The organism is Pseudomonas sp. FBCC-B1565, from assembly GCF_059133265.1.
In genome coordinates this window covers 4,986,201-5,012,723 of record NZ_CP101438.1, presented here as the reverse complement: position 1 = coordinate 5,012,723, position 26,523 = coordinate 4,986,201, and the positions used below count along the sequence as shown (strand labels likewise).

Genomic DNA, 26,523 nt, shown 5'->3' with positions numbered 1-26,523 from the left:
TTATCGTTGACGTTCTTCGCGGGCAAGCCCGCTCCTACAACGGGTCGTGTTTCAGAGTGCGAAGGCATGTTGTGCCGGGCCGGTTTGATAGCGCAATCGGCTGACCTGGCGCTCCGGTTTCAAGAAGCCCACCACCGCATCCCGGCTGTCCCGGCAGGCTGCCTTGTGCTCCATGTCCAGGAAGTGCCCCGTGGCCTGGATCGTGCTGAAGCTGCTCTTCGCCACATGCTGGCCAAACAGCTTGGCGTCCTGTGCGCTGGTGTACTCGTCCCATTCGCCATTCAAAAACAGCACTGGAATGTCGATCTGCTTGGCCGCCTTGAGGTAGCACAGGCGGTCACTGTTGAGCACATGGCTGATGTGAAAGTGCATCTGCCCATACTCGTGTTCTGCCAGGCTGCTCACGTGCTTGTAGTTGAAGCGCTTGAACAACGACGGCAGGTGTTTGCCGATGGTGCTGTTGACCAGGTGGCCGACGCGGTCGCGGTCGAGGTTGCCGAGGTAGTCGACGCCGCGCTCCAGGTAGTCGCGCATGGGCGCGTTGATCACTGGCGAGAACGAACTGATCACGGCTTTTTCCACGCGACGTGGCCGGTGGGCGAGGGCGACCAGGGTGGCGGCACCGCCCCAGGAAAACGACAGCACATGTTCCGCGGCAAAATGGTCGATGAGTTCCAGCAGGATCTGGCCTTCGACTTCCTTCGTCAGCATCTGCTCATGGCGGTTATGGATTTTGGAGCGACCGGCGTAGGGCTGGTCGTACAAAACCACATTGAACTGCGGGTACAGGCTTTTCACGGTTTGGGCGAAGGATGCCGTGGTGGCCATGGAGCCGTTGACCAGGATGATGGTCTTTGCAGCAACGTCCGCGCGATAGAACTCCGTGTAAACCCGATACTGACCCTGTATATCCAACACAGCGATTTCTGGCCTCATGTCGTAAGACTCCTGGCAAGCGGGTAGGGCGCGCAGATCACTCTGCACGAGCTTTGTGACAGGTAGGCATACGCCTGGAAAAGGAGGGCCCATGTCGATCCGATGACGGCTGGCCGACGGCTGTTGTTATGGCGGGCTGTTTGCCTGGAAGGCCCGTAGATCAAGCGCGGGCGGGGCAAGGTGTTTCTTGGAGGTTATAAGCGACTCGCCAGTCATAGTTGAACTGGTGATCCTGATTCAAGCAGTCGAGGCGGCACCTCGCAAGGTGACCTGGCGGTTTTTTGCCATCACCGGCCGAACGGTCGTCAGACCTGTCGGATTTCGTCGTCAGTCAGCGCCCGATACTGGCCCGGTGCAAGGGCTGCATCCAGCACCAGGGAGCCCATGCGCTCACGGTGCAGGCCGATGACCTTGTTATCAAAATGCCCGAACATGCGCTTCACCTGGTGATAACGCCCTTCGATGATGCTCAAGCGTGCGCTTCTCGGCCCGAGCAATTCCAACTCGGCGGGTTGGGTGGTCAAGTCTTCGAAGGCGAAGTAAATACCTTCGGCAAAGGTGGTTGCGTATTCAGGGCCGATAGCCTGTTCGGTCTCGACGAGGTACACCTTGGGTAACTTGGTCCGCGGTTGCGTCAAGCGCCGTGACCACTGGCCGTCGTTGGTGATCAGCATCAGGCCGGTGGTGTTGAAGTCCAGACGGCCGGCAATGTGCAATTCGCCTTTGTCCGGTTCATCGAGTAAATCCAGAACGGTTGGATGTTGCGGATCAGACGTGGCGCTCACGCACCCCAGGGGCTTGTGCAGCATGAAGTAGCGCGCCGGTTTGCCTGCCTGTAGCACCTCGTCGTCAACGCTCACTCGGCTGAATTCCCGCACCTCATGATGGGGATCGCTGACGGCCACGCCATCCACCGCCACACGCCGCTCAACCAACAGCAGGCGCACTTGCTTGCGATTGAAACGCGGCAGGTTACTGAGGAAACGATCCACCCGCATTACGTCGGTTCAACCCTACGCAACTGTTCATCGACCTGGGCACAACGCGGGCACAGGCAGGCCTGGTTGCGCAGTTCATCGGGCAGGGCCTGGAGCACGGCCGGGTCGATGGTGACGCTGTAGCACCAGCAGGCCTGGTCGACCGTACGCGGGTCAGCCAGGCTGCAGTCGTTGCGTGCACCGCAGGCGGGGCAAAGGGTGGGTGTGGTCATGGGCTAGTTCGGGCAAGGTTGCGGATGATTCCGCTAGGCCCTGTACGATACAGGGCCGTCCCCGCCCAGGCCACTCAGAGCTGGAACTTGCTGACCAGCACGTTGAACGAGGTGGCCAGGCGCGACAGGTCCTGGCTGGAGGCGTTGGTCTGATGGGCGCCGGCCGCCGTCTGGGTGGACAGGTCCTGGATGTTCAGCAGGTTGCGGTCCACTTCGCGGGCCACCTGGGCCTGCTCCTCCGAGGCCGAGGCGATCACCAGGTTGCGTTCATTGATCTTCGCCACGCTGGTGGTGATCCGTTGCAGGGCTTCGCCGGCGTTCTGCGCCAGGGTCTGGGTGTTGTTGGCCCAGGTCAGGCTCTTGTTCATCGCCGCGACCGCATCATCGGCGCCGGTCTGCACTTCACCAATCATCTTTTCAATATCGACCGTGGACGTCTGGGTGCGATGGGCCAGTGCGCGGACTTCATCGGCAACCACGGCAAAACCGCGACCTTGCTCACCCGCGCGCGCCGCTTCAATGGCCGCGTTAAGCGCCAGCAGGTTAGTCTGGTCGGCGATGCCACGGATCACATCGATCACCTTGCCGATCTCCCGCACCTGCCCGGCGAGGTCTGCCACCGACTGCGTGGAGTCGTTGATCTCAACCACCATCGAGCTCATGCCGGACACGGCCTGTTCCACTTGCTGGCGACCCTCTTCGGCCTCGGTGGTGGCCTGGCGCGAGGCTTCTGAGGTCGAGACGGCGTTGCTGGCCACTTCGTCCACGGCGGCGGTCATCTGGTTGACGGCGGTGGCCGCTTGTTGGATTTCATCGTTCTGGCGGGTCAGGCCACGGCTGCTTTCATCGGTGACCGCACTCAGTTCCTCGGCGGCCGACGCAAGCTGGTCGGACGCGTTGGCGATTTCCACCAGAGTGCTTTTCAAGCCGCCTTGCATATCCGAGAGCGCCATCAGCAGTTGCCCGGCCTCGTCGGTGCGTTCGGTGATGATGGCTTGGGTCAGGTCACCCTGGGCAATACGTTGTGCGCTAGCCACGGCCTGGGCGATGGGGCGGGTGATCAGGCGGGTGATCAACATGCCAATGGTCAAGGCGATGATGAAGGCCAGCACAATGCCGCTGATCATCCACGTCAACGCGCTGCTGCGCAGTTCATCCGCAGCGGCGGCGCCTTCCTTGATCTGGCGGTTATTGGATTCGACCATCACGCGGATCAGCTCGCGCGCCTGGCGGAAGAGCTCATTGTTGGTGGTATTGAGCTGGGTGCGGGCCTGATCGAGCTGGCCACCGTCGAGCAGTGCCATGATGCGGTCCGAGCTGCTGATGTAAGTGGGCCAGAGTTGGTCGAGTTTGTCGCCGGCTGCCCGTTCGTCGTCTTCCAGCGGGGTTGCGCGGTAGGTGGCGTACGCGGTCTGGCTGCGCTTGAGTTCCTGGGCGATATCCTGGCGCACACGTTCGCGATCCTGGGCGGAAACGTCACCGTTGCTGGCGTCCAGCAAGCGGTACAGGCCGCGGTTATGGGCGACCAGGCCGTTGAGGGTGGCGGCTGTGGTGCTCACCGAGACCAGGTTGTTGGAGAACGTCGACTCCAACGCCGTGGAGAGGCGAACCACGCCTTTGATGCCCAGCAGGCCCACCCCCAGGGTGACCAGCGCGCACAGGAGGAATGAGAGCAGCAGTTTGGTTGATATTTTCATGAGTCAGGTCCGGGCAGGGTAGCGAAGGGTGCACGCTAGAGCCTCCCTGGCTCTTGGCGATGTCATTGTGACATCATCGCAATTGACAAAGTTGCGAGCCAGATAAATTTACTGAATCGATAAAGCTTGCGCAGATGTATCAACCTATTACGAAAACGCACCAGATTCGCTTTTTGATGTCAGATATTTCGTCATTCAATGAAAGTTGAATGCCGCCCTCCAGCGTCGCTGGAGGTGCTCTTCCGCGGTCCAGGAGGCCGCCATGTATCGACGACTGCTGCTCAGCGCTTTACTCGGTCTGACCCTCTCTGCTTGTGTGCCCTATTACGATGGAGGCCAGAGCTACTATCGATCCGAGGTCTACACTTCACCGGCGCCGGCGTATTACTACGGGGGTGGCTCGGCGTATCAATACCGCCGTGACTACTACCCCGCGCCGCGCTATTACGCACCACAACCGCGTTATTACTCGGCCCCGCGTTATTACCAGCCGGCGCCACGCTACTACGGGCCGCGTGCCGGTTATCGGGCGTACCCGAACCAGGGCTGGGGCGGAGGTCATTGGGGTAATGGGGGTGGGCACGGTCGCGGTTCCGACCATGGAGGTGGCCGCGGCGGTCACCGTTGACGGGCCTGTACGGCAAGCGGCGCATGAAGCGCCGCTTTTTTATGGGCGCAGCCGTCAGTAATCGGACAGGTCCGCCAACGGGTGGCGGCCTTCCCACGCCTTGTCGAAGTGAGCCTGCACCACCGCCTCAGGAATGGCGTTGATATCCGGCCAGTGCCAATGGGGCGACTGGTCCTTGTCGATCAACCGCGCACGCACCCCTTCACTGAACTCAGGATGCCGGCAGCAATTGAGGCTCAACGTGTATTCCATCTGGAAAACCTCGGCCAGCGACAGGTGCCGTGCGCGCTGGATCTGTTCCCACACCAGATGGGCGGTCAGCGGGCAGCCTTCGTTCAATGTCTTGCCGGCACGACTGAACAGGGGGTCGGCATGCTCACTCAGCAGGCTCAAGGCGCGCCAGGCACACCGCACATCGCCTACATCCAGCCATTCGTCGATCTGCGCCCGGCGCGGTAACCACTGTGCTTCGGGTTGCTGACCGGCGGCTTCCTGGGCCAGCGCCTTGAGCAGGCTGTTGAGTTGCATCGGGGTCTGTTCCTTCCAGTTCAGCTGCAACAGGCCATCGAGCAGTTCGTCTTGCTGATCGTCACGCAAAAAGCGGTCGGCCAGGCCCAGGTCCAACGCGTCACGCCCGTTGATATGCGCACCGGTCAGGCCGAGGAACAACCCGAGCTTGCCCGGCAGGCGCGACAGGAACCAACTGGCGCCGACATCCGGGTACAGGCCGATGCTGATCTCCGGCATGGCCAACCGGCTGCTCGGCGTGACAATACGCACCGCCGCACTTTGCAACAGGCCCATGCCACCGCCCAGCACGTAGCCGTGGCCCCAGCAAATCACCGGTTTCGGGTAGGTGTGCAGGCGGTAATCAAGGCGATACTCCGCCGCAAAAAACTGCGCCGCCAGCGTCGGCACCACGCCTGGCTGCTCGCGGCAAGCCTGCGCCAGGCTGCGCACTTCGCCACCGGCGCAAAACGCCTTGGGGCCGTTGCCGCGCAGCAGCACGCAGACGATGTTCGGGTCTTTGGCCCAGGTGTCCAGGCGTTCGCTCAACGCGAGGATCATCGGGTGGGAAAGGGCATTGAGGGACTTTTCAGCGTCGAGGCTGGCGATGCCGATGCGGGCACCGTCGCTGCCGGTCAGCTCTTCGAAGTGCAGGTTCATCGTGACCTCAATCGAGAAGGTGAAGGATGAGTATGATCGCTTCGCAGGAAAGTGCCGGTGGTGTGTCAGAGCAATTGACAAGCGGGGTCGGCTTTCCTAGGGTTCGCCACATTCTTTTTGACAAGACCATTCAACCATGACCGAAGACGACCGTATCAAACTCGAACCCAGCTGGAAACACGCCCTGCGGGATCAGTTCGAGCTGCCGTACATGGCCCAGTTGCGCGCCTTCCTGCGCCAGGAACATGCCGCCGGCAAAGAGATCTACCCGCCCGGCCCGCTGATTTTCAACGCGCTCAATTCCACGCCGCTGGACAAGGTCAAGGTGGTGATCCTCGGACAGGACCCGTACCACGGCCCTGGCCAGGCCCACGGCTTGTGCTTCTCGGTGCAACCGGGCATCCCGACGCCGCCGTCGCTGCTCAATATCTATAAAGAGCTCAAGCGCGACCTCAACATCGATATCCCCAACCACGGCTGCCTGCAAAGCTGGGCCGACCAGGGCGTGCTGATGCTCAACACCACCATGACCGTCGAGCGCGCCAATGCCAACGCCCATGCGGGCAAGGGCTGGCAGTTCTTTACCGATCGGATCATCGAAGTGGTCAGCGAGCATCAGCCGCACCTGGTGTTCCTGCTGTGGGGCGCCCATGCCCAGGGCAAGCAGAAGCTGATCGACGCGACCAAGCACCTGGTGCTGACGTCGGTGCACCCGTCGCCGTTGTCGGCGTACCGCGGGTTTTTGGGGTGTGGGCATTTCAGCCGGACCAACAAGTTTCTTGAGCAGAATGGCGAGACGCCCATTGAGTGGCGGTTGCCGCTGGTCTGATCTGTAGGGCCACCTGTTATTTTCGACAGTATCCAGAGGGCGTACTTGCGCATTAAATGATCTACCTGGCCTTGTCGGTAGGGTGCTTTCCCGTCGGTAGTCAATGGCTGGTCATTGATTGATTGCCCAAGGAGAGTGGACATGCCCAAGTACAACCCCTCGACCCCGATCCCCCGCATGCTGGACCAGCCCTGGGTGCCAGCGGCGCTGCCATTGCTGGCAGATGAAGTGGCTTACACGATACACCGGTTGGACCAACTCGCCCCTTTGGTAGTGGAAGTTCAATCGATTTGGCCGGGGTGGGATAACCTGGATCCAGGTGAGGTGACCACAGTTACCTGGTTGTGGGATGGTGAACCGGTTGGCGATGTGAAGGAGTTGACTGCGCCCTACGATGCAAGCGACCTACCGAGTGTGGCCGGCGCCATACCCGAAATCCTGCTGGCGGTGCCCGGCCTGCATAGTTTGCAGTACATCGTTGAGCTGGTTCCTGGCAACCCGGCGGATCCGTCTTTTCCAATCCAGATAAACTTGAACAAACTCGCCCCGAATCAAGGGGTACAACCGAATTGGCTGAATTTTGACACTGATATTCAAAATAACGGCGTCACTGATGACTACTTGGTCGCCCACGATGATCAAGTCGTGGCAATTGTGCCTCCATGGCCTGATATGCGCCTGGAGGATCGCGCTTTAGGTAAGTTGACACTGCTACCAGCGCTCCGGCGCCCACATTCACGTAGCGACGAGATCGTGGCATCGGTGGAAATCACCCAGGCTCATAAAGCCGGTGCACCTATAGAGCTGGCATTTGAAGGCGAAACGTTTCGCTCGTTGCTCAGCAATCGAGAGTATTCGGCGCAATACCATCTGATTAATCGCGCTGGATGGCAGGGGCCTGCGTCGCGTACGGCTGTGGTACTGAATGCGCTTACGCCCTCGCCGATTAATTTTCCTGCACCGGAAGTACCACAAGCGTTCGGCACGGGCGCGAACGGGCGGATTGATTTGGAAGATGCTCGTGAAATTGGCGGCGTCTACATGAACATCCTCGAAATCGTCGGCGCATTGGAAGACGATGTTGTGACACCTTCCTGGAACTTGATACCCCTTCCACAAATCATCGTAGGGCCGTTCCAGGTCTGGCCAATTCGTGTGCCAATCCCTTGGCTGATCCTGGCCCAAGGCGGCTTCGAACTGGCAGGCGGGATCATCCGGGCCAGTTACACCTGGCAACGCGGAACCGCTGCGCCCCGGCCTTCCGTGGTCAGGTTCGTGCCGGTAGATTTTACCGCAGCTGGCGAACTCAATCCGGATAACCCCAACTACATCAACCCCTTGCTTCTGCTGCCAACCGTGAAAGGTGTATCTGGCGATGATGTATTGACCATCCTCGACCGTGATCAGCCCGCCAATGTGGAGCTGGTGCTGGGTGTCGGCTTCGAGGTGGGCGATTTACTTGAGCTGATCTGGAATGACAATCCCACGCCGGTGGCAACTCACCCTGTCGCTATTGGCGAAAACCCGGGAGCCGTGATTCCGTTCCAGATCCCCTGGGCACTCATTGATCCGATTGGCAATGCGCTGGTCAACCTCTTCTATCGCACGTTCAATGGCGTAAACCGCCAGCGATCGGATAACAAAATCGTCATCGTGGCGATCTCACCTGTTCTGGGGTTGAAGCCCACTCGATACCCGGATGTGAACTACGGCCCGGGGCCGGACTCCGGATTTATTGGGTGTACGCTCAATCCTCATCCGTCCTTTGGCGTTCAGGTACTTGTCCCTGGCGACGATACGCGCCTGCAGGTAGGCGATATTCTGCGATTGAGCTGGGTGGGGTATGCCAGCCCCAATGGCAATGTCAGCCATGTGATCAGCGGTTCTGAAGGTGAATGGGATTCACCGCCCTTGAACCTGAATTGGGTACAAAACGGTTACCCCTTCACCGTGCCATTCGATCCCTGTGTGTTGCTGCCTGGGCTGGTTAAGCCGGACGACTATCCTCATAAGCCCAGACATGGTTCAGCCACCACAAGCTACAAGGTGCTTCGTGGTGGGGTGCCAATTGGCGGGTCGAATCCTAGCCTGGTATTGGTCACATTGATTCGTCCAAACAACGTACCACCTTGTATTGCACCCAGTTGAGCCAGCGTGCAACAGGGAAGGGCACAAGGTCCTTCCCTTTGTATTGGCACGCCCTTGCATATCTTTTTTTCATAGGACCATGCGTGCTTTTAAAGACTCGTTAATGGCATGTCGGGAGTGAAAAAGACGTTTAACCGCCCACTCGTCGTTGAGTGCAGGACTGCACACTTTTTGAGCTTTGACAAACTGTGAATCTTGACAGTTACGCACGCACTAAGGGCGCTGTTTAATGAACTAGCCGCTGTCAGGTTGCACTGATTTCGGAAGATGAAAAATGATGTATCCACAAACAGGGTCGCCGATCTGAGGGCGAAATGCCGTGGTCCGGGTCCTGATCCTTTCACTCATGCAAGGAGCTTTGGATCATGTCAAAAAAACTACCGTTGTCGAAGGCCAAAACGCCAGCAACGCTGGCGAAGGAAAAGTTGCCTGCGAAAGCAAAAGCTACCCCTAAACCCTCGCAGCGCACGCGCGCAGGGACACAGAGGGTTTTAGCCGATGCGCCTCCTCCCACGCTTGTCAACGCACTCCCTAACTTGCCAGTAGTTCCCCCCGACCCTGACAAATCGGCAGACGGTCAACCCAATCTCATACCCCACGACGTCCAGGCCAGCGGTTTGACTATGTCCTTTCCACGCTGGTTTCCACTTGCAGATCCGGGGGAACTCGACACTGTTTTTTTTCGTGCGAACGGTCGATTGATTGGTTTCTATGAATACAGTGGCGACGATCCTGCGCCACCTGATCCTTTTGTTCACACAATTCAGCCGCACGCCGAGCTGCAAACCCATGGTGAAAAGGAGATCACCTATACGATCTTTCACGCCAATGGCAACGTAGCTCCCTCTGAGCCCACACGTGGGTTTGTCGACGCAATCGACCCCAACCTCAATAATCGGCCGGCTGCCATTACCCCGCCAGCCGACCTGGCGGGGCCTGTGACGCCGGATTACCTGAATGGCAAACCCGGGTTGGTATGTCAAATTCAACGTTTGGCTGACAACCGCCCGGGAGATACCTGGACAGCGTTTTTTGGGAGTAAGGATTTAGACGGTATCTCTGGTGATTTTCCAGAAACAGGCAACGCTGAAGTGATTTTCCCTTCCGCGGCTGTTCTGGCGGACGGGCCGGGTGATCGGGAGATTACCTACGCGGTGTCTGATCGTGGAGGCAACGCTACGCAGCCGTCTTATGTCCGAACAGTGACAGTCGCCACCGCTAACCCACCAGAGCTGGAAGACCTTGAAGTATTGGAGGCGCCTTTGATCGATAAGCAAGAGGCGCGCAATGGTGTGACGGTGCGCTTGGGGAATATTCTCAACTGGCTCTCGACTGATATGGTTCGAATGTTCTGGCATGGCACCTTGATCTACGAGAAATCTGTCGGTGTGTTCCCTATCTTCCCTATCGATGCCACGGCTACGTTTGATGTGATCAGTTCACATGGGGACATATACGATGCCGATGTCCACTGCACTATCAGCCGTGACGGGCTAGGGACTATCCCCTCGCCAACGATCACCGTTGCGGTGAATATAGATGAGCCCGGTGATCCGGATAACCCTGGCCCAGGCCCCGTTGACCCCGCCTATGATCCACCGACGGTCAGAGGCAATGAAGGCCATGAGAACCATTTGGTAGAACTTGACCGCGGTTTCCCGGCCACGGCGACGTTCATTATTCCTCCAGGGCTACCCGCCGGCGTTTTCATCGATATTTACTACGGCATTATGGGCGGGACGCTGGCTGACACTTATGACGTCAACGGTAGTGAAGCCGACGATTTCGAGGTTGAGTTGGAGATTGATTGGGACACTATCGAAATGTATGGCAACGGCGATGCCATACCTTGTTATTACAAGGTTCGCGATGCAATCAACTACAAGCACTCTCCCGACCAGAGCGTCAAGGTTGAACTCTACAGCTTGTCGGGGCTTGCAGATCCGGTGTTCTCGGTACTCAATACAGCGGGCAGGCTTGGATGCTTCGACCGCTTGGAGCCTCCGCTAGTCCCGGCACCTTGGGTGGCAGTCCCTATTTTCATCAAGGACGACGTAGTTCTTCAAATCGATGACCTCGTTGTTGTACATGCGGCCAGGTACGCAATTGGCGATAACACTACCCCGTTAGATACCCTGGAAACGACGCCTCGACAGATATCGTTCAACGACGTCGCGGATGGGTTCACCATCAACCTCTTGCTGGGGTTGTGGTTCAGGGACTTTACCGGTACCGCCGGTCGTGGTTGGGTAGGTGTGCGCTGGAGTATCTTTCGCCCTGGCACGACGGATCGCGGTACCTCGGATGAAGTTCAGGTGCGATGGGATTTCCGTGGTGCTTACCCACCACTGGGCACCTGTGTGCCAGATTCGACGCGAGCGCTAGGGTCGCTGTGATCCATGCATAACCCTGTTGGCCTCTTTTTGGGGTCACAGGGTTTTTTATTGCGGCTTGATTAATCAACGCCAGGATTGTGTCGACGCTCGACGAGCTCATCATAAGGAAACTCCTACATAAAGCGGTAACCCAGATCCTTAGTCTTTGCGCCGTGGAAAACGGAAGGCCGGTCGATGTGGCCTCCGGGTTCGAACTGGTACTTTTCTGAGGCTCACTGGCAATGCACACAATTGATTCTTCTCGCTTTAAATACTCCAAATTATCGGCCGCGATCAAGCTTATCGCTGTTGCCCCGATGTGTTTCCTGAGCGCTCAAACCCTGGCGCTGGAAGAACTGGATGGAACGACCAAAGATGTCTATCCAGTAACGTACGTTGATAACTTTCGGCTGAAAAACAATGCCACGCTGAATGTGCATAGCGGTGCGACAGTGCGCGACATTCAGTCGGTTGATTCGACGGTAAACCTGACAGGCGCACGGGTTTCATCCACTGCCACCACCACCGCAGTAATACTGAGCAACAGCACTGCACATATCAACAACACTCTTATTACCAGTACCCGGGCGGGTGGTCTGGACGTGGTACGCAATCCGTCGACGGTCACGGGTTCCTTCGCAGAGGTCAGCAATAACAGTGAAATCCGCGGTGCGACTTATGGTGCCAATGTAACCTCCTACAGCACCTTGAACCTCTATGACTCGAAACTGGTGGGCGGTTCCCAGGCCGGGTTGATCCTGCGCGGTGGCGCGGCCAATGCCTTCAATAGTCAAATCACCGGTGCTACCGACGGTGTCCGCATGACCCGCGAACACAGCACCGTACCCAACTCGCCAGAGCTGCGCTTGGAAGGTACACGTGTAGAGGGGCTGGCAGGCGCTGCCATTGTGGTCGATACACCGATCACCGCTGAAATTGATGTCAATAACGGCTCTACCCTGATAGGCAGCAACGGCAACCTGCTTGAGTTGAAAACTGGCGGCAACGCCAACATGCGCGTCAACAACAGCGCCCTGACCGGCAACATCCAGGTGGGCACCGGCAGCGCCCTGGACCTGAGCCTCGACCACGCCATCATGAACGGCGACGTGATCAACAACGGCGGCAGCGCCAGCGTTGGCCTGAGCAACGGCTCGATCCTCACTGGTCGCCTGGAGAACGTCGACAAGCTGGCGATCAACAGCGACGCCACCTGGGTGATGGTCGACAACCAGCAAGTGGGCGACCTGGCCCTGAGCGGCGGCAACGTCAAGTTTGGCGACCCAGGCGTGTTCTACCAACTGGACGTGGAAAACCTGTCGGGCAACGGCACCTTCATCATGACGGCGGATTTCGCCACGTTGACCGGTGACTTCCTTAACGTCACCGGGACGTCGTCGGGTGATCACAAACTGCTGATCGCCAGCAGCGGTGCCGACCCGTTGAGCGATGACCGCCTGCACGTGGTGCACACCGCCGATGGCGGCGCCAAGTTCAGCCTGCTGGGTGACCGTGTGGACGTGGGCACATACTCCTACAGCCTGGTCAACGACAACGAAGGCAAGGACTGGCTGCTGGACCCGGGCAGCAAGGTGATCAGCCCGAGCACCCACTCCGTACTGGCCCTGGCCAACGCGGCGCCGAGCGTGCTCTACGGCGAAATGACCAACCTGCGTACCCGCATGGGTGAGTTGCGTCACAGTGATGGCAAGTCCAGCGGCTTGTGGAGCCGTACGTACGGCAACAAGTTTGAAGTGAATAACCGCGATAAAGGTGTGCAGTACAACCAGGTCCAACGCGGCTTCACCCTGGGTGCCGACGTACCGTTGTCCGGTGGCGACGGCCAATGGCTGGGAGGCTTCCTGGCCGGTCACAGCACCTCCGACCTGGACCTGAACCGTGGCAGCAAAGCCACCGTCAACAGCTACTACGCCGGTGGTTATGCCACATGGCTGGACGCTGAAAGCGGCTTCTACTTCGACGGCGTGCTCAAGTTCAACCGCTTGCACAATGAGTCCAACGTGGCGATGAGCGACGGCAGGAAAGCCAAGGGCAACTACACGCAAAACGCAGTGACTGCTTCGGCAGAGGTGGGCCGCCACATCAAGCTGGACGACGGCTTCTTCGTGGAACCTTACGGCCAGTTGGCCACGGCAATCATCCAGCGCCAGAGCTACGAGCTGGATAACGGCCTGCAAGCCAAGGGCGCGCGTACCGCTTCGGTGGTGGGCAAGGCCGGTGTGACCGCCGGACGTGACATCCAGCTGGACGGTGGCAGTGTATTGCAGCCGTACTTGCGGACTGCCGTTGCCCATGAGTTCAACCAGAGCAACAAGGTGTCGGTGAACGGCAACAGCTTCAACAACGACCTGTCGGGCACTCGGGTTGAAATGGCAGCTGGTCTGGCCATGGCCGTGTCGAAGAACTGGAAGGTCCATGCCGATGTAGAGCGCAGCATGGGCAAGAGTGTTGACCAACCGTGGGGGGTGAATGTGGGGGTGCGGTATGACTTTTAAGCGCGCATGAATGAAAAATGCCCCGGGCTGGAAAGCACGGGGCATTTTGTTTCTAGGTTATTAGAACTCAGGTGTTTACGACCGTTACTGTAGTACTCGAGCCATTGGTCACGTAAAGGGTGGAACCGTCGCGGCTGATAGCAATTCCGAAGGGGTGATTGAACCCCGGGATAGCATCGATCACCGTTTCCTGAATGGTGTCTATTATTTTTACCGTATTATTATCGGCGTCGGTAACATAGGCGAGTGGTTGAGTAGGATGCATGACGATGCCGTATGGAGCGGCAAATGCGGGTAGGATACGGCGTCTGATATTGGAGCCTGCATTAATTATATGAACGTTATCTCCGTTGGTATCAGCCACGTAGAGTGTCGGATTTGTGCTGGTGTTATGCGGACTGTAAGCCATGTCTAGAGGCAGAGTGAATCCTGTAATCGCTGCCACACGGACATTGGACGCTGGGTCAATAACATGAACTGTGGTTTGACTACCTACATAAAGTCGGGTTTGGCTTGGGTTGAAAGCCAGCCCGGCAGCGTAGTTACACCCTGACAGCGTATATAGGCGTTTGCCATCGAGAGTGTCATGGGTGTTCAAGGTGTGTGAATTATAACAGGCAACATATAGACGTGACCCATCTTTGTTTAACAGAATTGTATAGGGGCCGGAAAGCCCTGTTATCTGATTGATGAAGGCATAGCTGGTTGTGTTGATGACTGTGACACTTTGTGATCTGATGTTGCTCACGTACAACCTTCCGCCATCTGGGCTTATAGCGATAGCATAGGGCGAGTTTAATCCAGGGATGGTGTGAATTACTTTGTGAGTGGCTGTTGATATTACCGAGACGGTGTGAGAGCTTCGGTTGGTCACGTAAACCCTGCTTCCATCTGGACTAATGACCAATCTAGCAGGGTTCGCACCTACATCAATGTGAGCAACAATCCCCGCCTGTCTTTTAATACTGTAGGGTGGTGCATTCAAACGCACGGTAGAGTTTTGACTATTGAGCCCATCCATTGAGACCTGTGTTTTAATGCGAAGGGAACTTCCATTTGGGCGTGACTTCAGGTAGTCGTTGGGGATCGGGGTGATGATTTTTCTGGAGCTGTACTCTGCAGGCGTTACTGGAACGCCGTTACGCACTACATAATCTAATGTTCCATCATCATGTTCAAAAGTTATCCAAACAGGCTGACTTGGCTGCATAAAGGGGTATTCGAGCACTTGTACCGTGTTGGCAGTATTGGCGTCGACTTGACCTCCTGAAGCTTGAGGAATGCTCACCACGTTCGTGACCGAGTCAGGAAGCGGGAAGACTCTTACATTCAGTGAGTTTGAAGGGGTGTCAGAACCGTTTCGTGTGACTACATAGTCAACGTTAAACTCCTCATTTAAGTGAGCGGCAACGACAATGTTTGAAACGTTGAAATCAACATAACCCTGGGCGGTGTTACCGAGTTTTGGTGCAATAGTTGGGCTGCCTATACCCATCTTTCCCCTAATGAAAGGTTGGATAGTGTCAGCGTCCAGCATGTTGTACTGGACGCGAATCGTGGCTACCGGCGGACTGACTACATGGAGCGGATCGATTGTGGCACTTTTGCCCGGTATGATAACGGTTGATTGCAAAATCTGCGGCGCGGGAAGATTCAGCGGCGCCCCAACTCGCATATCCACTGCGTGGGAAATACGCGTACGTTCATTTGGCTTGGTCAGTGTGTAATAAATTCTGGCTGATTTGTCGAGGTTGGCTACCACGAAAGTACGTTCGATATCGAAGTATAGGTCTCTCCCCACCCAAATATTGGTAATGGGGAAAGATTTAGTGGTACTGCCACCCGCTGCAGAACCGTCAAAATGCACTGTAACGGTACTGCCTAGAGTGAATGCCGAGTTGCGCTTGACAAGGACGGTTGCACCAAAAAGGCTCACGGATGGATTAAATACATAATCTGGTGGCGGGGCCTCTTCAATTTCAACAATAGGCAATGAAGGGACAAGTTCGCCTACATCAAAGTTGGCAACTTGAGACGGACGAGTTCCGGCCTCATTCGTGACTGAATAAAGAACGTCCAGGGTGCCACCTTCAAGACGGGCAATGTCGCCGTCGGGACCGTTTGCGAGGTTAAAGATAATGTTGCCTTTTCCGGCGGGTCGCGGCCCTACTTCTCGATAGTAACCGGCTCCATTGACGTAGGTTCCGATTAAAATCAATAGCACTGCGTCGAACGAGTCTTGTCCGGTATAGGGATCGATCCAGACGGTAATCGATGGAGCGTCTACCGGTATATTGCCGTCCGGTGCCTGAAGAATTCTCGCAGGAGGAAGCTCGACCGGGATCGAGTCGCCAATGACTTCATATACATTGACCTTCGAACGACGATTAGGTGTGACGCCTGCGCGTATACGTTCGAAGCGAATACGCAGGCTGCCGCCGACCAGCGTTTCTAAATCTTTGAAAGGCACCGAAATATGCTTGTTAACAAAGACTGAGTCGATGGTGCCGGTATATACCTCTTCGATACGGGTTCCTGCAGCGGTATATCCCACTGCGAATACTTTTATTACATCAGATTTTTGGTAGCCGTTGCCAGGGACATTAATAACGATGGTCGCATCTGCACCCTCCAGTAGGCCAATATCTACCTTCCCTTCATCGTTAACCTCAGCGATAAAAGGTGGAGCTAAAAGAGGATGTGGGTTGCCGACAAAAGACTCGACAATTGTCAGCGGGGAGGGGGCAACTGTTTTATTCCCAGCTTCGTCTATCACATAAAATTGAATGATCACATCGCCGTAGCCGACTTTGTCCCATGTGGCGTTGTAGACGATGATGGTGATTGGGCCCGTACCTGCCGCTTCGCCTTCTGTTACTACATGCTTAACGACATGACCGTTGAGTGTCAACCAAATTGTATCTCGTGCGGCCCAATTATAAAGCGGATTCAAACCTGGTCTGTTTGGGTACTTGTGGATTTTTATCTTGACGCCCATCTGAGCATCTTCTGGCTGCACGCCATTGTCGATGATGTGTTGCTCCAATTGCGGTGCAGTCATATAGTCGTGATAAGTTCCCGTGTCTGGGTTTGGCCCGGCAGGGTCAATATCGTCAACAAGGAAGCTGAATTTATCCGTCTCCGCTGTGCCTCCGCCAGCACGCGTCACCCTGAAATAACAGGGGGAGATGGGACCGTATTCAAGCCATGCGGTTGATACATACAAGGAAATCGATAACCCCGCTGAAGCTTGGGTATCAGAAACTGTCGTAAAGGCTGCCGGCACAGTAGCACTTCCGAAGAACAGCTCGACGAAATCATTTTCTGCCATATCCAAGTATGACTTCAGAATACACAAGAGACCTTTTTCAGGGTTGAGATTTTTCGCCGCTTTATTGATCCCGCCATGGTAACCAATATAGGGCACCCTGAGGCCGGGTATATCTAACGATAAATCTGCGAACGCGACACGGGGTACTTGCTCGGGTCGGCTGAGGTCGAATTCGTAAACGGCATCTTCCTCGGAAGGCTGTGAGACGTGATCAAGGGGAATGATTTCGGATGACATGATGTACTCCTCGATTGAACAATTGGGGGGGGGTATCGCAACGCGTGCGAGAAGCCTGTAGTCCATTCAATATCGAGCAAACGTCTACCGATAGCTGTGATAAATGACAGTGCCGACCAGCGGTAGAGGGCCAGGCCTGGGTCACCTGAAACAGGGGGACGGACTGGCCATGGCTGTGTCGAAGAACTGGAAGGTTCACGCCGATGTCGAGCGCAGCATGGGCAAGAGCGTTGACCAGCCGTGGGGGGGGATGTGGGGGGCGGTATGACTTCTAAGCAGTGATGAAGGTTTTTGGTTGCCCTTCTTTGGCGTGAAAAACTGCCCTGAATCTCCAGTTCAGGGCAGTTTTTTAACTACGTAAACAGGCTTTTAAGTCGCCAACTTAACACTTAAAGGGCGACGACAGAAACAGTTGAGCCCCCAGTGTTGCAGACATATGCATAAGCTCCGTCGTTTGATATTGCTATTCCCTCGGGAGTGTTGAAGCCGCTAATGGTTTTTATGACGGTGTCGGTGCGGGTGTCAATAAGTTTTACCGAGTTGCCTCTAGCCTCGGATACATACGCTTCTTCGGTAATGGGGTTAAAGCCTATGCCGTTGGGGGCATTAAATCCGGTTATTGTTTTGTCTATCTTGTTGGTGGTGGAGTTGAGCACGAGTACGGTAGTGCCTGTGTCATTCAATCCGCGATTGGTTATATATGCTTTTGGTGCACTGAAGTTGTGTGGGCTAAAGCGTATATCTCTAGGGTAGGATGTGCCTGGGATGTCACCCAGAAGACTGCCATTGTTTGTTGTGCTGATAATTGTGGTCACAGTTCGGCTAGGGGCATATAGGCGAGTGCCCTCAGGATTGATATCAAGTCCAGTAGGGTAAATAACTTTCAGGCTGTTTAGTCGAGCATAGTTGGTGGTGTTGTGAACATAGACAAAAGCGTCATAGTTACAGGAGACGTAAAGGAGAGATCCTGAGGTGTTGAAGGCGATTCCAAAGACACTGTTAAATCCAGTAATGGTCGCAATAATAGTGTTGGTCGCCGTATTTACGATGGATACTGTTTTTGTGCCGAGGTTGCCGACGAACAAACGCACTCCATCAGGATGTAGTTTTAGTCTGTAGGGGCTGGAGAACCCAGAAATAGTGGCGACAACAAGGTGGGTTAGGGTGTTGAAGACCGACACCGTGTTACTGCTGTAATTCGTTACATAAGCTAGCCTCCCGTCATGGCTGAGTTCGATGTGGTGGGGGTTTGTGCCAACGGTTATATTTTTAATAATCCCTGATTGTCTCTTAACAACGTAACTCGGCGAGTAAAGCGCGGTCGCCGAGCTTTTAAGGTTGGTACCGTCGAGTGAAACCAGCGTCCGGACATCCAGGTCAGAGTTATTGCTGAGTTTCAGTTGATAGCTGATCGGTATAGGTTCATCAATCTTTTTAGCGTTCGCCTCGGGGAGGCTGACGGGGGCACCGCTGCGCAGTTCATGATCTTCTTCACCGTCTAGATCAATCCATACGGCTTGCCCGGCCTTCATGAAGGGATAGTTCAGGATTTGCACGCTGTTACTAGTATGTGGATTGAGCGCGCCACCGATGGCCTGCGGTATCGAAACCACATTTGCAACGGAGTTAGGGAGTGCTTGTATTTCTAGGTCCAGTGGGTCTGACGGTAACGTCGCATTTCCCCGCGTTACCCTGTATTCTACGGTGACGTGTGTTTCCAAGTTGGCGGCGATTGCTGCATTGCCTATCTGAAAGTCAACAAAACCAGCTGCCGCGTTTCCATATTTCGGCGTAATAGTTGGGGTCCCCAAACCTGACTTGCCGCTAAAATAGGGTTGAATCAGGTCGCTGTTGTGCATGGTATAACGCACGCGATACGTAAATACGGGTGGATTTAGAACATGAGCAGGATTCATCGTGGCACTTTTTCCAGGCACTACGACAGTGGCCTCCAATATTTCCGGCACAGGAAGATTCAGCGGCGCCCCAACTCGCATATCCACTGCGTGGGAAATACGCGTACGTTCATTTGGCTTATTCAGTGTGTAATAAATCCTGGCTGATTTGTCGAGGTTGGCTACCACGAAAGTACGTTCGATATCGAAGTATAGGTCTCTCCCCACCCAAATATTGGTAATGGGGAAAGATTTAGTGGTACTGCCACCCGCTGCAGAACCGTCAAAATGCACTGTAACGGTACTGCCTAGAGTGAATGCCGAGTTGCGCTTGACAAGGACGGTTGCACCAAAAAGGCTCACGGATGGATTAAATACATAATCTGGTGGCGGGGCCTCTTCAATTTCAACAATAGGCAATGAAGGGACAAGTTCGCCTACATCAAAGTTGGCAACTTGAGACGGACGAGTTCCGGCCTCATTCGTGACTGAATAAAGAACGTCCAGGGTGCCACCTTCAAGACGGGCAATGTCGCCGTCGGGACCGTTTGCGAGGTTAAAGATAATGTTGCCTTTTCCGGCGGGTCGCGGCCCTACTTCTCGATAGTAACCGGCTCCATTGACGTAGGTTCCGATTAAAATCAATAGCACTGCGTCGAACGAGTCTTGTCCGGTATAGGGATCGATCCAGACGGTAATCGATGGAGCGTCTACCGGTATATTGCCGTCCGGTGCCTGAAGAATTCTCGCAGGAGGAAGCTCGACCGGGATCGAGTCGCCAATGACTTCATATACATTGACCTTCGAACGACGATTAGGTGTGACGCCTGCGCGTATACGTTCGAAGCGAATACGCAGGCTGCCGCCGACCAGCGTTTCTAAATCTTTGAAAGGCAACGAAATATGCTTGTTAACAAAGACTGAGTCGATGGTGCCGGTATATACCTCTTCGATACGGGTTCCTCCAGCGGTATATCCCACTGCGAATACTTCTATTACATCAGATTTTTGGTAGCCATTGCTAGGGACATTAATAACGATGGTCGCATCTTCACCCTCCAGTAGGCCAATATCTACCTTCCCTTCACCGTTAACCTCAGCGATAAAAGGTGGAGCTAAAAGAGGATGTGGGTTGCCGACAAAAGACTCGACAATTGTCAGCGGGGAGGGGGCAACTGTTTTATTCCCAGCTTCGTCTATCACATAAAATTGAATGATCACATCGCCGTAGCCGACTTTGTCCCATGTGGCGTTGTAGACGATGATGGTGATTGGGCCCGTACCTGCCGCTTCGCCTTCTGTTATTACATGCTTAACGACATGACCGTTGAGTGTCAACCAAATTGTATCTCGTGCGGCCCAATTATAAAGCGGATTCAAACCTGGTCTGTTTGGGTACTTGTGGATTTTTATCTTGACGCCCATCTGAGCATCTTCTGGCTGCACGCCATTGTCGATGATGTGTTGCTCCAATTGCGGTGCAGTCATATAGTCGTGATAAGTTCCAGTGTCTGGGTTTGGTCCGGCAGGGTCAATATCGTCAACAAAGAAGCTGAATTTATCCGTCTCCGCTGTGCCTCCGCCAGCACGCGTCACCCTGAAATAACAGGGGGAGATGGGACCGTATTCAAGCCATGCGGTTGATACATACAAGGAAATCGATAACCCCGCTGAAGCTTGGGTATCAGAAACTGTCGTAAAGGCTGCCGGCACAGTAGCACTTCCGAAGAACAGCTCGACGAAATCATTTTCTGCCATATCCAAGTATGACTTCAGAATACACAAGAGACCTTTTTCAGGGTTGAGATTTTTCGCCGCTTTATTGATCCCGCCATGGTAACCAATATAGGGCACCCTGAGGCCGGGTATATCTAACGATAAATCTGCGAACGCGACACGGGGTACTTGCTCGGGTTGGCTGAGGTCGAATTCGTAGACATCTTCATCCTGCGGTTTGGGAATGTCGCAGTTGGTGGTGATTGGCGTACCGGCAGCGGTTGTCATGATCGTGATCCCTGATTGAGATAGAAATGTGGCTCATCGCATACGCGGGAGGTCCGGATTTCATTCAAAGCCAGGCGGCAGCGCGGCGATAGCTGTGAGATTTGACAGTGCCGACGAGCGGTAATGAGGAGGCGGAGCGTGCCATCGCGCAAGAGTTAAGACGGGCGATTCCAATGCCTGAACAACGGCTCCGCCAGAAACAACACAAACAACAAGCGCATCACCTGCATCGCCGTCACCAGTGGCACCGACAGTTGCAGGGTCTCGGCGGTCAGGCTCATCTCGGCAATGCCACCGGGCATCATGCCCAGGGTCAATGAGCGCAGGTCCAGGTGTGTCAACGCACTCAGCCCCACGGCCGCCAACGTCGCCAGCGCCATGGTCAACGCGGTGCCGATCAAGGTACGGCCCATGAACGACGGCGCCCGACGAAAGAACTGCCGGTTGAAGTGGCAACCCAGGCCACTGCCGATCAACCACTGGCCAATCTGGCTGCCGCCATCGGGCAGGCCGATATGCAAATCCCACACGACGCTGGCCGTGGCACTCACCAGCAACGGCCCGAATAACCAAGGGTTCGGCTGGCGCAAGCGCTGCCAACCCCAGGCGACCAAGGCGCCCAGCGGAAACAGCGCCAGCAGCCACGGCCAGCTCACCGGCGCCGGGTGAAACTGCGGTGTACCGCCTTCGAGCAAGTACTTGAAGATCGCCGGCACACACAGCACCACCACCAGCACCCGCAGGCTCTGGCCCGCCGCGACACGGCTCAACACCGCGCCATTGCGTGCGCCGAGGTTGACCATCTCACCGGAACCGCCCGGCATGCTCGAGAAAAACGCCGTGGCGCGGTCTTCACCGCTGCGGCGCATCAGCCACACACCGACCACGCTCGACAGGCTGGTGACCAGCGCGCCGAAGAAGATCAGGCCGAAGTGGCTCATCACCTGTTCGATCACCACTGGCGTGAAGTGCAGGCCGATGCCGATGCCCACCACCCATTGGCCGCATTTGCGCCCGCCGGGAATCTCCGCCAACTGCCACGGCGTGAGGCAACGCACCAGGATGATCGCCAGCAGCGAACCGACCATGTACGGCAACGGCCAGCCAACCAGGCTGGCCAGGTAACCGCCGGCCAGGCCGACCAGCGGTGTGCCCCACCAATGTTTGAAGGTGACCTCAGACATCGGCCACGGCACGACGCTGCAGGGCGCGCTTGCGGTAGATACGCAGCAGCGGGAAGGCCAGCATCAGCGCGGTCAGTACCCATACACCAAAGGTGATCGGGCTCGACCACAGGATCTGCAGGTCACCGTTGGAGATCGACAGCGCACGGCGCAGGTTCTGTTCCATCAGGCCGCCAAGGATAAAGCCCAGCAGCACCGGCGACAGCGGGAAGTCGAGCTTGCGCAGGATGTAGCCGAAGATGCCGATACCCACCATCAGGAACAGGTCGAAGGTGGTGGCGTGCACCGCGTACACCCCGATGGCGGTGATGATCGCGATCACCGGCACCAGTGCCCAGTTCGGCACGGCGAGGATGCGCGTGAAGATGCGGATCATCGGGATGTTGAGGATCACCAGCATGACGTTGGCGATGAACAACGAGGCGATCAGGCCCCAGACGATGTCCGGTTGCTGTTGGAACAGCAGCGGACCCGGGGTGATGTTGTACAGCGACAGTGCGCCGATCATCACCGCCGTGGTGCCCGAGCCGGGAACGCCGAGGGTTAGCATCGGCACCAGGGCACCGCAGGCGGACGCACCAATCGCGGTTTCCGGAGCGGCGAGGCCGCGCATGTCGCCCTGGCCGAATTTACCGCTGGCACCGGCCAGGCGTTTTTCGGTCATGTAGGCAACCGCCGACGCCAACGTGGCACCTGCACCGGGCAGCACGCCCATGATGAAACCGAGCAGGCCGCAACGGATATTCACCACGAACACCGCGCCCGCTTCCTTCAGGTTGAACATCATGCGTCCGGTGGCTTTGACCGCTTCCTGGCCACGGTGGGTTTTTTCCAGCAGCAACAAAATCTCGCTGATGGAGAACAGACCCAGCACCAGCACGACAAACTGGATGCCGTCGGTGAGGTGGATGTTGTCGCCGGTGAAGCGATACACACCGCTGTTGGCGTCAATGCCGACCGCCGAGAGGAACAGGCCGATCAGCGCCGCTACAAACGTCTTCAGCGGTTTGTCCCCGGCCATGCCGCCGAGGCAGACAATCGCGAACACCATCAGTACGAAATATTCCGCCGGGCCGAAGGCAATCGCCCATTTGGCCAGCAGCGGCGCAAACAGCACCATGCCGCAGGTGGCGATGAACGCGCCGATGAACGAACTCCACGCCGACAACGACAGCGCCACGCCAGCCAGGCCTTTGCGGGCCATCGGGTAGCCGTCGAGGGTGGTCATCACGGTGGAGGCTTCGCCCGGGATGTTCAGCAGGATCGAGCTGATGCGCCCACCGTATTCGCAGCCCAGGTACACGGCTGCCAGCAGGATCAGCGCCGATTCCGGCGGCAGGCCCAGGGCAAAGGCGATGGGGATCAACAGCGCCACGCCGTTGATCGGGCCCAGGCCCGGCAACAGGCCGACCACGGTGCCGATCAGGGTGCCGCAGAGCGCGGTCACCAGGTTGTAAGGGGACAGTGCAACGCCGAAGCCCTGGCCCAAGTAGCCGAAAGTATCCATATCAGTTCTCCAGAACGTCGAGCAGGCCGAGGGGCAGCGGCACATCCATGGCTTTATCGAACAGCAGGTAAAGACCGATCGCCATCAGGCTGACGATCACCACGCTGGGCAACCAGCGGCCGCCATACAGGCGTGCCATCGGGATGCCGATCAGCATGCTGCTGAGGATGAAACCCAGGGGTTCGAAGGTGCCGGCGAACACGATCAACAGCGCGACGCACACGCCGATCTTGATCAGTGTTTCGCGGTCCAGCGCGGGTTCTTCTTCGGTGTGTTTGGTCGGTTGTGGACGAAACAGCATGTAGATCAGTGCCAGGCTCATCAGCCCGAGCATCAGCAGCGGGTAGGCGCGCGGCCCTACCGGCTCGTAGGAAAACGACGCCTGATACGGCCAGGCCATCAGCGCGAGGCCGGCACAGGCCAGCAGCAGCGCGGCGGCGAAAATGCGTTGTAAGAGCATGTGGAACTCCTGGGCCACGCCGCTTGGCTAAAGGGCGTGGCCACACAAAAGAGGGGCGATTACTGGATCAGGCCGAACTCTTTGGCCAGCACTTTGTAGTCAGCCACTTGTTTCTTCACGTAGGTGTCCAGCTCCGGGCCGGTCATGGCGAACGGGAACAGCTCACGCTGGTCACGCAGCTTGGCGAACTCCTCGGAGGCCAGCAGTTTGTCGAAGGCGTCTTTCCACCAGGCGTAGTCGGCATCGCTGACTTTTGGCCCGAGGTAGAAGCCACGCACCACTGGCCAGACGATGTCGTAGCCTTGCTCTTTGGCGGTTGGGATGTTCTTCATTTCCGGCTCGTCCAGACGCTGTTCGGAGAACACCGCCAGCAGGCGCATGTCGCCGCTCAGGATGTGCGGCATGGAGTCGGAGATGTCGGTACTGCCCACCTGGATATGGCCGCCGAGCAGGGCGGTGGCGATTTCACCGCCGCCTTCAAGGGCGACATAACGCAGTTCGCGCGGGTTGATCCCGGCGGCCTTGGCAATGAGCGCGGTTTGCATCCAGTCCTGGCTGCCGACGGTGCCGCCGGAACCGATCACCACGCTGCCCGGATCTTTCTTCAAGGCTTTGACCAGATCGTCGAGGGTCTTGTAGGGCGAATCGGCTTTCACCGCGATGGCACCGTAGCTGGTGCCGACCGCTGCCAACCAGCGCACGGCGCTTTCATCGAAGCGACCGAACTTGCCTTGGGCCAGGTTCAACAGCGAACCGCTGGACCAGGCCACCAGCGTGCCGCCGTCCGCAGGGCGCTGTGCAACCACGGCGTTGTAAGCCACCGCGCCCACGCCGCCGGGCATGTAGGTCACGCGCATCGGCTTGCTCAACAGCTTCTCGTTGACCAGCGCGCTTTGCGCCAGTTTGCAGGTCAGGTCAAAACCACCGCCCGGCGAGGCCGGGGCGATGCACTCCGGGCGCTTGGGTTCGTCAGCGGCCAGCAGTTGGCCGGCGAACAGCATGCAGCCGGCGGCGAGGGCCAGTTTACGCAGTGAAAGGGTCATGGTTATCTCCGTCTTTGTTGTTATGAGGGGTTACTACCAGAGCGCAACGCTGTAGCTGACCAGCAGACGAACTTCATCTGCGTCACGGGCCGAGTAGTTGGAGCGGTACGTGGCGTTGCGCAGGCGCACGGCCACATCCTTGAACGTGCCGGCTTGCACCACATACTTGATCTCGGTGTTGCGCTCCCACTCCTTGCCGGTCTCGCCGTTCTTGAGCTTGATGTTGTCACCCGACAGGTAACGGCTCATGAAGCTCAGGCCGGGAATGCCCAGCTTGGCGAAGTCGTAGTCGTAGCGCGCCTGCCAGGAACGCTCTTCGGCGCCGGCAAAGTCGTTGATCTGCACGAAGTTGACCAGGTACGGGTCGCTGCCATCCACATAGGGGAAGGCGCTGTCGCCGGACATGTGCTGGTAACCGGCGCTGAGCTTGTGGCCGTTGAGGGCATAGCTGAACAGGCCGTTGAGGGAGGTGTTGTCGATCTTGCCGCCACGGGCGGCGCCGGTGTCATCGCTGATGGCCAGGCGCAGGTCGGTGCCAAACGTGCCAGGACCCATCGGGCGCGAGGCGACCAGGCCGAGGAAGTGCTGGCGGTACACGTCGTCGAGTTGGGCGAAGTGGTAGCTGCCGGTGATCTTGTCAGCGAACTTGTAGTCGGCCCCGCCGAAATTGAAGTGTTTGCCGGTGGCGCCGCTGACGAAGCGGCTGTTCTTGTTGTTGAGGGCGATGTCTTCGTAATTGGTGTCGTCGCGGTCCTTGGCTTTGTCCAGGCGCCCGCCGGTGAACACCAGGTTCTTGAATTCCTTGGAGGTGATCAGGCCACCGTTGAAGGTCTGCGGCAGGATACGCCCGTCATTGGGCTTGAGGATCGGCAGCTCGGGGATCAACGAGCCGATCTTCAGCTCGGTGGCCGAGATCTTCACTTTGCCGGTCAGGCCCAGCTTGGAGTATTCGTTGGCGGCGCGGCCATCATCATGGGTAGGCAACAGGCCGGTGCCGGTGCGGTCGGGGCTGGAGTCGAGCTTGACCCCGAGCATGCCCAGCGCATCCACGCCGAAGCCGACGGTGCCGTCGGTGTAGCCCGATTGCAGGTTGAGCATGAAGCCCTGGGCCCATTCGTCGCGCTTGGATTGCTGGGCGCTGGTGCCGTCGCGGAAGTCGCGGTTGAAGTACATGTTGCGGGTTTCCAGGGTCGCGCTACTGTCTTCGAAGAAGGCAGCCTGGCTAAGCGGCGAAAAGCCGGCAAGGGTAGCAGCACTGGCGAGGGCGGTCTGGGTCAGGCGAGAAAAACGAACAGGCGAGGGGACCTGGGGCTGTGTCGACAGCATCGTTGTGTACTCCGTTATTGTTCTTATTTT

The 26,523-nt window shown here is 57.0% G+C and carries 17 protein-coding genes; 5 read left to right on the top strand and 12 right to left on the bottom strand.

Annotated elements, in window-relative coordinates; translation table 11 throughout:
* Nucleotides 1-51 precede the first annotated feature (51 nt).
* From NL123_RS23195 to NL123_RS23180, 4 genes are all read right to left on the bottom strand, one after another.
* A complete protein-coding gene (locus NL123_RS23195; protein ID WP_494356441.1) occupies nt 52-936 on the bottom strand; it encodes an alpha/beta fold hydrolase in 885 nt (294 codons plus the stop codon).
* 305 nt (nt 937-1,241) lie between these two features.
* A complete protein-coding gene (locus tag NL123_RS23190; RefSeq protein ID WP_494356440.1) occupies nt 1,242-1,934 on the bottom strand; it encodes a 16S rRNA pseudouridine(516) synthase in 693 nt (230 codons plus the stop codon).
* Nucleotides 1,934-2,146, bottom strand: coding sequence for a cysteine-rich CWC family protein (locus NL123_RS23185; protein WP_071488921.1), 213 nt, complete (start codon nt 2,144-2,146; stop codon nt 1,934-1,936). The genes NL123_RS23190 and NL123_RS23185 overlap by 1 nt, the downstream gene beginning before the upstream one ends.
* Before the next feature lie 74 nt (nt 2,147-2,220).
* Nucleotides 2,221-3,843 carry a methyl-accepting chemotaxis protein gene (locus tag NL123_RS23180; RefSeq protein WP_248486796.1) on the bottom strand — a complete coding sequence of 541 codons (1,623 nt, stop codon included), beginning with the start codon at nt 3,841-3,843 and terminating at the stop codon, nt 2,221-2,223.
* Between the two features lie 262 nt (nt 3,844-4,105).
* Here NL123_RS23180 and NL123_RS23175 point away from each other — a divergent pair, with 262 nt between their 5' ends.
* A complete protein-coding gene (locus NL123_RS23175; protein WP_248486798.1) occupies nt 4,106-4,471 on the top strand; it encodes a hypothetical protein in 366 nt (121 codons plus the stop codon).
* Between the two features lie 54 nt (nt 4,472-4,525).
* On the opposite strand, the gene dspII is transcribed toward NL123_RS23175, so the two are convergent.
* Nucleotides 4,526-5,638, bottom strand: a complete 1,113-nt coding sequence (dspII, locus tag NL123_RS23170; protein ID WP_494356439.1) for an enoyl-CoA hydratase/isomerase DspII — start codon at nt 5,636-5,638, stop codon at nt 4,526-4,528.
* 136 nt (nt 5,639-5,774) lie between these two features.
* On the opposite strand from dspII, the gene ung reads away from it, so the two are divergent.
* The 4 genes from ung (at nt 5,775) to NL123_RS23150 (ending at nt 13,506) form a co-directional block, all read left to right on the top strand.
* Nucleotides 5,775-6,467 carry a uracil-DNA glycosylase gene (ung, locus tag NL123_RS23165; protein ID WP_494356438.1) on the top strand — a complete coding sequence of 231 codons (693 nt, stop codon included), beginning with the start codon at nt 5,775-5,777 and terminating at the stop codon, nt 6,465-6,467.
* A gap of 141 nt (nt 6,468-6,608) precedes the next feature.
* Nucleotides 6,609-8,615, top strand: coding sequence for a hypothetical protein (locus tag NL123_RS23160; RefSeq protein WP_494356437.1), 2,007 nt, complete (start codon nt 6,609-6,611; stop codon nt 8,613-8,615).
* Nucleotides 8,616-8,980: 365 nt separating this feature from the next.
* Complete coding sequence (locus NL123_RS23155) at nt 8,981-11,011, top strand: hypothetical protein (protein ID WP_494356436.1); 2,031 nt, start codon at nt 8,981-8,983, stop codon at nt 11,009-11,011.
* 221 nt (nt 11,012-11,232) lie between these two features.
* The gene (locus NL123_RS23150; protein ID WP_494356435.1) at nt 11,233-13,506 is read left to right on the top strand and encodes an autotransporter outer membrane beta-barrel domain-containing protein; all 2,274 of its coding nucleotides are present in this window, start codon (nt 11,233-11,235) and stop codon (nt 13,504-13,506) included.
* A gap of 67 nt (nt 13,507-13,573) precedes the next feature.
* Here NL123_RS23150 and NL123_RS23145 read toward each other — a convergent pair whose 3' ends face one another.
* From NL123_RS23145 to NL123_RS23115, 7 genes are all read right to left on the bottom strand, one after another.
* Entirely contained in the window at nt 13,574-17,074 is a 3,501-nt protein-coding gene (locus NL123_RS23145; protein ID WP_494356434.1) for a YncE family protein, read from the bottom strand.
* Nucleotides 17,075-17,463: 389 nt separating this feature from the next.
* Nucleotides 17,464-20,973, bottom strand: coding sequence for a YncE family protein (locus tag NL123_RS23140; protein WP_494356433.1), 3,510 nt, complete (start codon nt 20,971-20,973; stop codon nt 17,464-17,466).
* 155 nt (nt 20,974-21,128) lie between these two features.
* Nucleotides 21,129-22,157 (bottom strand): AbrB family transcriptional regulator, encoded by a 1,029-nt coding sequence (locus NL123_RS23135; RefSeq protein ID WP_494356432.1) that lies wholly within the window; start codon nt 22,155-22,157, stop codon nt 21,129-21,131.
* Nucleotides 22,150-23,664, bottom strand: a complete 1,515-nt coding sequence (locus tag NL123_RS23130; protein ID WP_494356431.1) for a tripartite tricarboxylate transporter permease — start codon at nt 23,662-23,664, stop codon at nt 22,150-22,152. The genes NL123_RS23135 and NL123_RS23130 overlap by 8 nt, the downstream gene beginning before the upstream one ends.
* Before the next feature lies 1 nt (nt 23,665).
* A complete protein-coding gene (locus NL123_RS23125) occupies nt 23,666-24,124 on the bottom strand; it encodes a tripartite tricarboxylate transporter TctB family protein (protein ID WP_058425152.1) in 459 nt (152 codons plus the stop codon).
* A 59-nt stretch (nt 24,125-24,183) separates the two neighbouring features.
* Nucleotides 24,184-25,173, bottom strand: coding sequence for a Bug family tripartite tricarboxylate transporter substrate binding protein (locus NL123_RS23120; protein ID WP_162276416.1), 990 nt, complete (start codon nt 25,171-25,173; stop codon nt 24,184-24,186).
* A gap of 27 nt (nt 25,174-25,200) precedes the next feature.
* Complete coding sequence (locus NL123_RS23115; RefSeq protein ID WP_494356430.1) at nt 25,201-26,493, bottom strand: OprD family porin; 1,293 nt, start codon at nt 26,491-26,493, stop codon at nt 25,201-25,203.
* Between the last annotated feature and the right edge of the window lie 30 nt (nt 26,494-26,523).

Coding starts and splice junctions, on each gene's coding strand:
- NL123_RS23125 (WP_058425152.1), bottom strand. CDS start 24,124: ATGCTCTTACAACGCATTTTCGCCGCCGCGCTGCTGCTGGCCTGTGCC.
- NL123_RS23140 (WP_494356433.1), bottom strand. CDS start 20,973: ATGACAACCGCTGCCGGTACGCCAATCACCACCAACTGCGACATTCCC.
- NL123_RS23135 (WP_494356432.1), bottom strand. CDS start 22,157: ATGTCTGAGGTCACCTTCAAACATTGGTGGGGCACACCGCTGGTCGGC.
- dspII (WP_494356439.1), bottom strand. CDS start 5,638: ATGAACCTGCACTTCGAAGAGCTGACCGGCAGCGACGGTGCCCGCATC.
- NL123_RS23145 (WP_494356434.1), bottom strand. CDS start 17,074: ATGTCATCCGAAATCATTCCCCTTGATCACGTCTCACAGCCTTCCGAG.
- ung (WP_494356438.1), top strand. CDS start 5,775: ATGACCGAAGACGACCGTATCAAACTCGAACCCAGCTGGAAACACGCC.
- NL123_RS23130 (WP_494356431.1), bottom strand. CDS start 23,664: ATGGATACTTTCGGCTACTTGGGCCAGGGCTTCGGCGTTGCACTGTCC.
- NL123_RS23185 (WP_071488921.1), bottom strand. CDS start 2,146: ATGACCACACCCACCCTTTGCCCCGCCTGCGGTGCACGCAACGACTGC.
- NL123_RS23190 (WP_494356440.1), bottom strand. CDS start 1,934: ATGCGGGTGGATCGTTTCCTCAGTAACCTGCCGCGTTTCAATCGCAAG.
- NL123_RS23195 (WP_494356441.1), bottom strand. CDS start 936: ATGAGGCCAGAAATCGCTGTGTTGGATATACAGGGTCAGTATCGGGTT.
- NL123_RS23115 (WP_494356430.1), bottom strand. CDS start 26,493: ATGCTGTCGACACAGCCCCAGGTCCCCTCGCCTGTTCGTTTTTCTCGC.
- NL123_RS23180 (WP_248486796.1), bottom strand. CDS start 3,843: ATGAAAATATCAACCAAACTGCTGCTCTCATTCCTCCTGTGCGCGCTG.
- NL123_RS23155 (WP_494356436.1), top strand. CDS start 8,981: ATGTCAAAAAAACTACCGTTGTCGAAGGCCAAAACGCCAGCAACGCTG.
- NL123_RS23175 (WP_248486798.1), top strand. CDS start 4,106: ATGTATCGACGACTGCTGCTCAGCGCTTTACTCGGTCTGACCCTCTCT.
- NL123_RS23160 (WP_494356437.1), top strand. CDS start 6,609: ATGCCCAAGTACAACCCCTCGACCCCGATCCCCCGCATGCTGGACCAG.
- NL123_RS23150 (WP_494356435.1), top strand. CDS start 11,233: ATGCACACAATTGATTCTTCTCGCTTTAAATACTCCAAATTATCGGCC.